This is a genomic window from Streptomyces sp. NPDC059010 (assembly GCF_042740355.1).
Lineage (GTDB): Bacteria > Actinomycetota > Actinomycetes > Streptomycetales > Streptomycetaceae > Streptomyces.
Genome location: NZ_JBHYJA010000055.1, coordinates 61258 through 71564, shown reverse-complemented (window position 1 = coordinate 71564; position 10307 = coordinate 61258). Strand labels below are relative to the sequence as shown.

The 10307-nt window shown below is 70.8% G+C and carries 9 protein-coding genes and 1 pseudogene; 2 read left to right on the top strand and 8 right to left on the bottom strand.

All coding sequences use genetic code 11. The features are described 5' to 3' along the window. Positions 1–204: 204 nt before the first annotated feature. Positions 205–876, bottom strand: a complete 672-nt coding sequence (nucS, locus tag ACFWYS_RS40205) for an endonuclease NucS (RefSeq protein WP_272121613.1) — start codon at positions 874–876, stop codon at positions 205–207. 265 nt (positions 877–1141) lie between these two features. On the opposite strand from nucS, the gene ACFWYS_RS40200 reads away from it, so the two are divergent. Continuing rightward, positions 1142–1534 (top strand): SCO5389 family protein, encoded by a 393-nt coding sequence (locus ACFWYS_RS40200; RefSeq protein ID WP_384780578.1) that lies wholly within the window; start codon positions 1142–1144, stop codon positions 1532–1534. A 113-nt stretch (positions 1535–1647) separates the two neighbouring features. Here ACFWYS_RS40200 and ACFWYS_RS40195 read toward each other — a convergent pair whose 3' ends face one another. Beyond that, entirely contained in the window at positions 1648–2676 is a 1029-nt protein-coding gene (locus ACFWYS_RS40195) for an LLM class flavin-dependent oxidoreductase (RefSeq protein WP_384780575.1), read from the bottom strand. Positions 2677–2900: 224 nt separating this feature from the next. Between ACFWYS_RS40195 and ACFWYS_RS40190 the strand changes: the two genes are divergently transcribed. Continuing rightward, entirely contained in the window at positions 2901–3242 is a 342-nt protein-coding gene (locus ACFWYS_RS40190) for an ATP/GTP-binding protein (protein WP_384780572.1), read from the top strand. A gap of 7 nt (positions 3243–3249) precedes the next feature. On the opposite strand, the gene ACFWYS_RS40185 is transcribed toward ACFWYS_RS40190, so the two are convergent. The 6 genes and pseudogenes from ACFWYS_RS40185 to ACFWYS_RS40160 form a co-directional block, all read right to left on the bottom strand. Continuing rightward, a complete protein-coding gene (locus ACFWYS_RS40185; RefSeq protein ID WP_384780569.1) occupies positions 3250–4119 on the bottom strand; it encodes an ABC transporter permease in 870 nt (289 codons plus the stop codon). Then, the gene (locus tag ACFWYS_RS40180) at positions 4116–5420 is read right to left on the bottom strand and encodes an ABC transporter ATP-binding protein (RefSeq protein ID WP_384780566.1); all 1305 of its coding nucleotides are present in this window, start codon (positions 5418–5420) and stop codon (positions 4116–4118) included. The genes ACFWYS_RS40185 and ACFWYS_RS40180 overlap by 4 nt, the downstream gene beginning before the upstream one ends. Before the next feature lie 133 nt (positions 5421–5553). Further along, positions 5554–6324: an ABC transporter permease gene (locus tag ACFWYS_RS40175; protein WP_384780563.1), complete on the bottom strand. Its 771-nt coding sequence runs from the start codon at positions 6322–6324 to the stop codon at positions 5554–5556. Between the two features lie 2 nt (positions 6325–6326). Beyond that, on the bottom strand, positions 6327–7292 hold the full coding sequence (locus ACFWYS_RS40170) for an ABC transporter ATP-binding protein (protein WP_384780560.1): 966 nt from the start codon (positions 7290–7292) through the stop codon (positions 6327–6329). Positions 7293–7377: 85 nt separating this feature from the next. Beyond that, positions 7378–8313 (bottom strand): cellulose-binding protein, encoded by a 936-nt coding sequence (locus ACFWYS_RS40165; RefSeq protein ID WP_384780557.1) that lies wholly within the window; start codon positions 8311–8313, stop codon positions 7378–7380. A 183-nt stretch (positions 8314–8496) separates the two neighbouring features. Beyond that, positions 8497–10197 (bottom strand): annotated as a pseudogene (locus ACFWYS_RS40160) (hypothetical protein); the annotation flags it as partial. Between the last annotated feature and the right edge of the window lie 110 nt (positions 10198–10307).

The window sequence follows — 10307 nt, the reverse complement described above, 5'->3', positions numbered from 1 at the left end:
CCGGCCGAACTGCTCCCGCTGGCCCACGTACTCCACGGTCCGCTCCAGCGCCCGGGGGGGGGGGGCCCCCCCCGCCCCCCCCCGCGGGGGGGGGGGGCGGGGGGCCCCCCCCGCGCCGGGCGCGGGGGCGGCCCCGCCCCGCCCCCCCCCCCCTCACCGTCGTAGAACTGCCAAGAAATGGCAGGAAAAACCAAGAACTGCGCGTCAGAACAGCCGCAGCTTGTCGTCCTCGATCCCCCGCATCGCGTCATAGTCCAGAACCTGGCACCCGATGCCCCGGTCCGTCGCGAGGACCCGGGCCTGCGGCTTGATCTCCTGGGCGGCGAAGATGCCCCGCACCGGCGCGAGATGGGGATCGCGGTTCAGCAGGTCCAGGTAGCGGGTGAGCTGCTCGACGCCGTCGATCTCGCCGCGCCGCTTGATCTCGACCGCGACCGTCTGGCCCTCGGCGTCCCGGCACAGGATGTCCACCGGCCCGATGGCCGTCATGTATTCGCGCCGGATGAGGGTGTAGCCCTCGCCGAGCGTTTCGATGCGGTCGGCGAGGAGCTCCTGGAGGTGCGCTTCCACGCCGTCCTTGATCAGGCCAGGATCCACGCCGAGTTCGTGCGAGGAGTCATGGAGGACCTCCTCCATTGTGATGATCAGCTTCTCGCCCGCTTTGTTGGTGACCGTCCAGACATCCTGCTGCTCGCCGTCACCCTCCTTCAGGGTGCACGGCGGCGACATCCAGTTCAGGGGCTTGTAGGCCCGGTCGTCGGCGTGGATCGAGACGCTGCCGTCCGCCTTGACCAGGATCAGACGGGGCGCCGAGGGCAGGTGGGCGGTGAGCCGGCCCGCGTAGTCGACGGAGCATCGGGCAATGACGAGACGCATGGTCGGCAACGCTACTCGACGGGTCACGGTGGACGCGATTCGCCCCGGGGGAGTCCGTATGACCCCGGACTGCCCCTGTTCATTTCTGGCCGATTGTGTGCCTAACGAGGACCGCCCATGTACCCATTCTCCTGGTGCCGTCACCGTCTGTTGCCTACCGTATTAAACGGGAGGTCGCGAGGCGTGTACGCAGAGTGTCCGGTATCGCGAACTCCCTTATCTGTCCGGCAACCCCTGATGTTCCGGGGGTGCGAGAGGAGAACCCATGTCGCTCGACGTCTCACCGGCCCTACTCGAACAGGCCGAGCGAGGCGAGGTCGACGAAGCAGCCTTCGTCGACTGCGTCCGGACCTCCCTGCCCTATGCATGGGAGATGATCAGCTCCCTGGTGGCCCAGCTGAAGGTCGACGGCGGACAGTTCGCCGACAACCAGACGCCCCCGCCGGACGAGCAGGCACGCGGCCAGCTGCTGCGTGCGCTTGCCAGTGACGCGATACGCGGCGCGCTGCAGCGGCACTTCGGGGTGCGACTGGCCTTCCAGAACTGCCACCGGGTAGCGGTGTTCCCGCTTGACGTCTCGGTCGAGGAGACGCACGCCCGCTTCACGTCGGTCCGCAGTCAGGTGCTGAACCAGTCCCCGGAGTTCAGGGACTGCTGACGCAGTGAGTCGCTTGCTTGCCGCTCCTTACGCGGGAGGTGCAATCAGTAGTGGGGCGGCAAGCCCTTCCGGCGGCCAGGGCGTTCAGCCATGAAGCAGCGGTCCATGGAGGTTCAGCCGAGGTGCGGCAGTACTTCGGCGCCCAGGCGCCGTACGTTCTCCTCGGTGGCCGCCAGGTCGCCCGAGCCCTCGACCAGCAGGGCGAAGCGGGAGATGCCCGTCCGTTCGCTGGTCGCCGCCAGGCGGTCGGCGCACAGGCGAGGGGTGCCCACCGGGTGCAGCCCGCAGAGCAGTTCCGTGTAGGCGAGCGGGTCGCGCATCACACGGTGGCGGCCGTCCACGGTGACATGGGCCTCCAGGCCCTGCCGGAGCCAGCCCGGCATCGCCTTCGTCAGGGACTCGACCGCGTCCGTGCGCCGGTCCGCGATCTGGCAGACGCCGGCCGACACATGGGCCGCGTCCCGGATCTCGTCCGCCGGCCGCCCGGCCGCGCGGGCGTGCTCCCGCCACAGGGCGACCATCTCGGCCTTCTCCTCGTCGCCCACATGCATCCCGAGCAGCATCGGCAGCCCGCGCTCGGCCGCCAGCCGCACGCTGCGCGGTGAGGTGCAGGCGACGACGACCTCGGGCCCCTCGGCGTCCGTGAGGCACTCCGACGGCCTTGGTACGACGGGGACTTCACGGAAGTCGAACCGCTCGCCGGCGGCCGCGACCGAGGGTTGGCGCAGCCAGCTCAGCAACAGATCGAGTGATTCCGGGAACCCCTCCTCGTACGCCTTCAGGCCCTGGCCGAACACCTCCAGATCGACCCATGGCCCCCCGCGCCCCACGCCCAGCGAGAACCGCCCGCCGGAGGTGATGTGCAGCAGCGCGGCCTGTTCGCCGACGGCCACCGGATGGGCCGTGGGCAGCACGGTGACCGCCGTGCCGACCCGCAGCCGACTGGTGCGGCCCAGCAGCAACGCGGCCAGGGTGATCGCGGACGGACAGGTGCCGTACGGCACGAAGTGGTGCTCGGCCAGCCAGACGGCGTCGAGCCCCGCCTCCTCCGCGACCTCGGCCGATCGGACCGCCCGGTGCAGCGCCTCCCCGTCGCCCTGTCCCGGGAACCGGGCCGCCAACACGAAACTTCCTACGCGCATCGCTCTTCCTGCTTCCTTGGCTCCGACGCGGAGCTCCCCCACACCCGGCATAACCGTCTGACACGTGCCTAGGACACGGCCTGGCGAAGAGATTTGCGGATTGTCTGCAGAATGGATCATCGGCGTGAGGGACTTGTGGGGGTTGGTCCCGTACGGATACCCCTGTCCGCGCCGCGTAGGCTGGACATGACCCGTGCATCCTGTATAGCCCCGTGAGGTGTTCCGTGTCCCCGCGTCGTAACCGACCCAACGGCCCCAAGGGCGCCGCCTCGTCCGGAGGCGGTGCCGAGGACGACCGTTCCGGCCGTTACGGCGGCTGGCAGTCCTCCGAGAGCTGGGGCGGGGAGAACTGGAACGTACGGCATGTGGCCGGGGCGAGCGCGCAGGGCAAGACGTACCGCTGCCCGGGCTGCGACCAGATGATCCCGGACGGCGTCCCGCACGTCGTCGCCTGGCCGGACCACGCGGGCGTCGACGACCGCCGCCACTGGCACAAGGCGTGCTGGAACGCCAAGGACCGCCGCACCACGCGGGTGCAGCGGTCCCGTAACGCGCCGAGGTTCTGAACGAGGGCTACACGTCCCGCTTCTCCAGCAGGAAGTAGGCGCCGGCGAACACGGCGGCCGTGATGGCGAGCATGATCCACAGCGGGTCCCAGCCGGACGGGCCGGACTGGGAGAGGGACTGGGCGTAGAAGACGCTGAGCTGGTTCGGGATGGAGTACTCGAACAGGGCCTGCTGGAGGTCCTTGAGCGACTCCGAGAACATGAACAGCGCGATGACCAGCGGGGCCAGCAGCACACCGATCATGATCGTGATCGCGCCCGCCGAGTGCCGGATGATCGAGCCGACGACGAGCGAGAGCAGGCCGAGCAGCGCGATGTAGAGCGAGATGCCGACCGTGCCCTTCAGCCACTCCGAGCCGGTGGGCTCACGCGCGTCCACCAGGGCCACGTCCGCGAGGGCGACGAGGACGGAGGACGCCAGCGTCACGACGAAGGCGACCGAGAAGAACACGATCGACTTCGCCACCAGCACCCGGCCGCGGCTCGGGCACGCGGTCATCGTGGTCCGGATCATGCCGGTGCCGTACTCCGAGGCCGTGGTCAGCACGCCCAGCGTGATGATGCACATGCTGCCGAGCAGCAGCCCGAAGAAGCCGAGGCCCAGCGGGCTCTCGCCTTCCAGGCCCCCCTCCCCGGAGTTGGCGGCGACCAGCGCGGCGGCCGCGAGGCCGATGCCGACGACGAGCAGCACGAACACGCCGAGCGTCCACATCGTGGAGCGCACCGACCGGATCTTCGTCCACTCCGAGGACAGCGCGTGCCCGAGATGCGTGCGCACCACGGGGATCGGCGAGGTGTAGGTGGGGTACGCCGGGCCGGGCGCCGCCTGCCAGTTCGGTGCGGCGCTCTGCGGCATCGGGGGCTGGGGCGTGCTCATCGGGCGTCCTCGGGCTTGGTCGTGGAGACAGGGGCGGACGGGGCGGCGGCGGGCTGTACCGGGGCCACGGGCGGCTGTGCGGGCGCCTGCTGGGGCGCGGGCGGCGCGGCGGCCGGCGGCGCGGTGGGCTGTCCCGGAGCCTGGCTCGGCGGCATCTGGGGCGCCTGCTGGGCGTACGGGTTGGCGGCACCCGCGCCCGGAGCGGCACCGGGCGCGCCGGGCGCACCGTACGGACCGGCGGGCGCCTGGCCCGGCGCGGCGAACGGCTGCCCGCCCTGCTCGGGCGGGGGCGGGGCGTACCAGCCGGGCTGGCCCTGACCCGGCACCGGCATCGGCGGCTGCGCGCCGGGCGGCAGCGGCTGCTGCAGCCCTTCCTTCTGGTCGATGGTCGAGCGGTAGTCGACGGCGCCCTGCGTCATCCGCATGTACGCCTCCTCCAGCGAGGCCTGGTGCGGCGACAGCTCCCACAGCCGTACGTCGGAGTCGTGCGCGATGTCGCTGATGCGGGGGAGCGGCAGCCCGGTCACCCGCAGCGCGCCGTCCTGCTCGGGCAGCACATGGCCGCCGGCCTCGGTGAGCGCGCCGGCCAGCTTCTCGCGCAGCTGCGGCTCGGTGTCGGGCGTGCGGACCCGGGCGAAGCCGGCGGAGTTCGCGGCGATGAAGTCCTTGACGCTCATGTCGGCGAGCAGCTGGCCGCGCCCGATGACGATGAGGTGGTCGGCGGTCAGTGCCATCTCGCTCATCAGGTGCGAGGAGACGAAGACGGTACGGCCCTCGGCCGCCAGCGACTTCATCAGGTTGCGCACCCAGAGGATGCCCTCGGGGTCGAGGCCGTTGACCGGCTCGTCGAACAGCAGCACCTGGGGGTCGCCGAGCAGCGCGGCGGCGATGCCGAGCCGCTGGCCCATGCCGAGCGAGAAGCCCTTGGAGCGCTTCCTGGCCACGTCCTGCAGACCGACCACGCCGAGCACCTCGTCCACCCGGCGGGACGGGATGCCGGACAGCTGGGCCAGGCTCAGCAGATGGTTGCGGGCCGCGCGGCCGCCGTGCACCGCCTTGGCGTCCAGCAGTGCGCCGACCTGGCGGGGGGCGTTGGGCAGCCTCCGGTAGGGGTAGCCGCCGATGGTGACGTGCCCCGCTGTCGGGTTGTCCAGTCCGAGGATCATCCGCATCGTCGTCGACTTGCCCGAGCCGTTGGGGCCCAGGAAGCCGGTGACGGAACCGGGCCGCACCTGGAAGGACAGGTTGTACACAGCGGTCTTGTCGCCATAGCGCTTGGTCAGGCCGACTGCTTCGATCATGCTCCGCACCCATCGAAAGGATCAGGACAGCAGGGCATACGCCCCCCGTAAGGGTTAGGAGGATACCGAGGCGCTGACGGTTCCACTCAAGGCCGAGTAAAAACTCGCACCGGCGCCCCTCCCGAGCCCCTCACTACGCGTCCCGTTTCCTGAGCGTGGCGTAACCGCCGACGATCGCCGCGAGGACCCAGAGGGCCATGATGCCGAGCCCGCCCCAGGGGCCGTACGGGGTGTCGTCGTCGACCGGCGTGACGACCTGCATGATCTTGCTGCCGGCCTGGTCCGGCAGATACCGGCCGATCTTCTCGGTGGCCGAGACATTGCCGAGGATGTTGGAGACCAGGAAGAAGAACGGCATCAGGATGCCCAGCGACAGCATCGGCGAGCGCAGCATCGCGGCGACGCCCATCGAGAACATCGCGATCAGCGTCATGTAGAGCCCGCCGCCGATCACCGCCCGCAGCACACCCGGGTCGCCGATCTGCGCCTTGTGCTCGCCGAGCATCGCCTGCCCGAGGAAGAAGGTGACGAAGCTGGTGGCCACTCCGACGACGAGCGCGAGACCGGTGGCCACCGCGATCTTGCTGAACAGGAAGGTGCCGCGCTGCGGCACGGCGGCCAGCGAGCTGCGGATCATGCCGGTGCTGTACTCGTTCGACACGACCAGCACCCCGAACACGATCATCGCCAGCTGACCGAGGCTCATCCCGGCGAAGCTGATGAACGTCGGATCGAAGGACAGCTGGTCCTGCCGGTCCATGGTGTCGAACTCGTTCTTCGACAGGGCCGAGATCAGCATGCCGAGCGCGATGGTGACCACCACGGCGAGGGAGAGCGTCCACACGGTGGAGGCGACGGACCTGATCTTGGTCCACTCGGAGCGGATGACCTGGGTGGCTGCCATGTTCAGCTCCTCCTCCAGCCGTCGCCCCACGGCTGTTGCCCCTCGGCCGGCGCCGGCGATGCCGAGGAGTGCGCGTGATACTCCACCGACTCCGCGGTCAGCTGCATGAACGCCTCCTCCAGCGAAGCCTGTTGCGGGCTCAGCTCATGCAGCACCACCCCGTGCCGCGCCGCCAGCTCCCCGATCTGCTCCGCCTTGCCGCCGTCGACCTCCAGCCGGCCGTTGCCCGTCTCCACGGCCGTGATCCCCGCCGTGTGCAGCACATCGAGCAGCCGCTCCCGCTGCGGGGTACGGATCCGGACGTACGACTTCGAGTTGCGCTGGATGAAGTCGGCCATGGTCGTGTCGGCGAGCAGCCGCCCCTGTCCGATGACGACGAGGTGGTCGGCGGTGAGCGCCATCTCGCTCATCAGATGCGAGGAGACGAAGACCGTACGGCCCTGCGCGGCAAGGGATTTCATCAGGTTGCGGATCCAGTGGATGCCCTCGGGATCGAGGCCGTTGACCGGCTCGTCGAACATCAGGATCCGCGGGTCGCCGAGCAGTGCGGCGGCGATGCCGAGCCGCTGGCCCATGCCCATCGAGAAGCCCTTGGTCTTCTTCCGCGCGACCGCCGTGAGCCCCACCGTCTCCAGCACCTCGCGCACCCGCCGCCGCGCGATACCGTTGCTCTGCGCCAGACACAGCAGATGGTTGTAGGCGCTGCGCCCGCCGTGCCAGGCCTTGGCCTCAAGCAGCGCGCCGATGTACGTCAGCGGGTCCTTGAGCTGGTCGTAGTGCTTGCCGTCGATGCGGACGTCGCCGGCGGTGGGGCGGTCGAGGCCGAGGATCATCCGCATCGTGGTGGACTTTCCCGCCCCGTTGGGACCGAGGAAGCCCGTGACCATGCCGGGTCTGACGCCGAAGGTGAGGTTGTTGACCGCCACCTTCTCGCCGTACCGCTTGGTCAGCCCCGCAAGCTCGATCATGCCGCCCACGCTAAAACGGGGCAAAGCCCTCTGCCACCCCAGTGGCAGAGGGCTTTGCAAAATTCAGCAGACGTGCGCCGGATCGTTACCGGGTCTGCTGGGCGGGCACCCCACGAGTGATCGGCTCGTCCTCGGCCGGCGTGCCGGCGGCGGCCACCGCGGCGCCCGTGAGGGTCGCCAGCATCTCGCGGACGTTCGTCAGCTGAGCGTTGATGCTGTCGCGGCGGTTGGTGAGAGCCGCGAGCTCGCGCTCGGATTCCGAACGGATGCGGTCGGCCTTGGCGTTGGCGTCGGCCACGATGTCCTCGGCCTGGCGCTGCGCCGTCTCCACCGTCTGACGGGCACGGCGCTCGGCGTCGGTGCGCAGCTTCTCGGCCTCCAGGCGCAGCTGCTCGGCGCGGTGCTCGATCTCGGCGAGACGCTTCTCGGCCTTGGCCTGACGGGACGCCAGGTCCCGCTCGGACTGCTCGCGGCGCTTGGCGAGGTTCGTCTCGAAGTCGGCGGCGGCCTGCGCGGCCTTGGCACGGGTCTCCTCGAAGAGGGCGTCGGCCTCCTCGCGCTTGGACTGCGCGTCCTTCTGCGCCTCGGCACGCAGCTGAGAGGCGTCGCTCTTGGCCTTCTCGACGATGCGAACGCCCTCGTCCTCGGCCTTGGCCTTGCGCTCCGCAGCGAACGATTCTGCGTCGTTGCGGACCTGCTGGGCCGCCGACTCGGCGAGCTCGCGGTGCTGCTCGGCGGCGCGGCGGGCCTCCTCGCGCAGATCCTTGGCCTCTTCTTCGGCGAGGCGGAGGATCTTCTCGACACGCGCGCCGAGACCGGCGTACGACGGCTCTGCGTCGGTTACCTGGGCCTGGGCGTTCTGCGTTTCGAGGTGGAGCTCCTCGATGCGCTTTTCCAGAGCAGTGATGCGGGCGAGAGCGCTGTCACGGTCGGAGACGAGCTTGGAGATCCGTTCGTCCACCTGAGCGCGGTCGTACCCACGCCGCACTAGCTCGAAGCCGTAGGGGGAAGTGTCGCTCATGGGGTTCCTGTCGAATGAGACCGGTGAGGTGATAAGTGGAATCCTAGGGGCCGAAGCGGTGTGTCATCGAGCGGATACGTGTTTGATCTGGAGAATGAGACCCCTTTTGAGTGGCTAACCGTCGGACGGCTTGCCAAAAACTTGGTCAAAGGCCCCAGGAGACACCCGAACGCGCACCCCCCGCTAGCCGTCTGACGACTTGCCACCCGATCGGGGTGCTCCGACTGTCGCACCCGCCTTGACTCCGCCATCCTTGCCGGCCGACGGTGCCTCGAAGGACTCCAGCGCCTCCAGGACGTCCTGGACCCGGGAGATCTCGGCGTTGATGTCCTCGCGGCGCCGCACCAGGACCTCCAGCTCGCGCTTGCCCTCCTCGACCGTGCGCCTGGCCTCGCGGATCGCCTCGGCCTTGAGCTCCTCGGCCTCCTTGATGAGGCTGGACCGCTTCTGCTCGGCCTCCTTCAGAAGCCCCTCGGCCTTCTTCACGGCGGCGATACGGACCTTGCCCGCCTCGGAGTTCGCCTCCGAGACCAGCTCCTTCGCCTTCGCCTGTGCCTTGGCCAGCTGCTCCTCGGCGGCCTTGATGAGGGCGTCGCAGCGGTCGCCGGCCGACTTCATCGTCTCGGAGGACTCCCGGCGGGCCCGCTCGTGCAGGTCCTCGATCTCGGTCGTGATGCGGTCGCGCAGCTCCTCCGCGCGCTCCCGGATCGAGGTGGCGTCCCGGCGGGCGCCGACGAGCAGCTCGTCCGCGTCCGTGCGCGCCTTCTCCACCATGGAGTTGCCCTCGACCGTCGCCTCGGCGACCAGCCGGTCGGCCTCCTTGCGGGCGGCGCCCACCATGGTGTCGGCCTGTCCCTCGGCGTCCGCGGTCGTCTTGTGCGCCTGCTGCTGCGCCTCGGTGAGCAGCTTGTCGGCCTCGGCCGTGGTCTCGGTGATGAGCTTGTCGACCTGTTCGGCCACGTCCTGGCGCCGTTTGCCGGCGTCCTTGCGGGCCTCGTCGAGGGTGCGCTCCGCCTCCTGGCGCGCGGTGGCGACCAGCCGCTCGGCCTCCGCCGCCGCCTCGGCCTTGACGCGCTCGGACTCGCTGCGGACCCGCTCGGCGTGCTGCTGGGCCGACCCCACGGTCTCGGCGGCCTCGGCGCGCAGCCGCTCCGCGTCCGACGAGGCGTCCCCGACCAGCTTCTCGGCCTTGGCGCGGGCCTCGGCACGCACCCGGTCGGCCTCGGCGACGGTCTCCGACTGGAGCCGCTCCGCCTCGCTGCGGGCCTCGGTGATGAGGGTGTCGGCCTGGGTCGCCGCGTCCGAACGGATCCGGTTGGCGTCCTCGCGGGCGTCCGCCCGGGTGCGGGACGCGGCCTGATCGGCCTCGGCGATCTTGTCGGAGGCCTCGGTGCGGATCCGCTGGGCGTACTCGGAGGCGTCCGACCGCAGCCGCTCGGCCTCGGCGATCGCCTCCCCGACGGTGCGCTCGGCGAGGGACTTGGCGGCCGCGGACTCCTCATTGGCCTCGCGCCGGACACGGCCGGCGTCCTCGCTGGCCCGCTCCCGCTCGGAGTAGGCGTCGGCGCGGACCCGGTCCGCCTCCTCCTGCGCCTCCCGGCGGGTACGGTCCGCCGCGTGCTCGGCGGCACTGCGCAGCCCGGTGATCTCCTCCTGGGCCTGCTCGTGCAGCCCGGTCACGGAGTCGCGGACCTGCTGGGCGTGCTGCTCGGCCGCCGACACCATCTCGGTGGCGCGCCGGTCGGCCTCCTCGACCAGCCGTACCGCCTCGGCCTGCGCCTCCTCCACCCGGCCCCGTGCCGCGGCCAGCAGCTCATCGCTCTGCTCGCGGGCCCGCTCGCGCTCCTGGTCGGCCTCCTGGCGGGCGGAGCCGAGGAGTTCCTCGGGCGGCCCCCGCCCCCCGGGGGGGCCCCCCCGGGGGGGGGGCCCCCGCGCCCCCCCCCCCCCGGGGGGGCGCCCCCCCCCCCCGCGCCCGCCCCCCCCCCCCCCCGCGC